This window comes from Cupriavidus sp. SIMBA_020, from assembly GCF_046535395.1.
GTDB classification, from domain to species: domain Bacteria; phylum Pseudomonadota; class Gammaproteobacteria; order Burkholderiales; family Burkholderiaceae; genus Cupriavidus; species Cupriavidus campinensis.
This window is the reverse complement of the sequence record NZ_JAWRWU010000540.1, coordinates 1-273: the sequence shown is the minus strand read 5'-3', so window position 1 is coordinate 273 and position 273 is coordinate 1. Positions and strand designations below refer to the sequence as shown.

Annotated in this window: 1 pseudogene; it reads left to right on the top strand. The window is 66.7% G+C overall.

Annotated elements, in window-relative coordinates:
- A pseudogene (locus SB751_RS30415) lies at positions 1 to 273 on the top strand (alkanesulfonate monooxygenase); the annotation flags it as partial.

The following is a 273-nucleotide window of genomic DNA, read 5'->3' as shown; positions in this document are numbered from 1 at the left end:
CTCGCGGAAAAAGACCGTCCGCTGCGCGAGCGCCAGCAGGCGAACATCGACCCGAAGGCCGTCATGTTCCAGACCTTCGCGCAGTCGGCCCGCGTGGGGTCGAACGGCGGCACGGCCGCGCAACTCGTGGGCAGCTACGACACGGTCGCGCAGCGCATCGCCGACTTTCATCGCGCCGGAGTCGAACTGTTCATGCTGCAATTCCAGCCCTTCGAGGCGGATATGCGTACGTTCGCGCAGCACGTCGTCCCGCGCGTGAAGACGCTGCTGAGC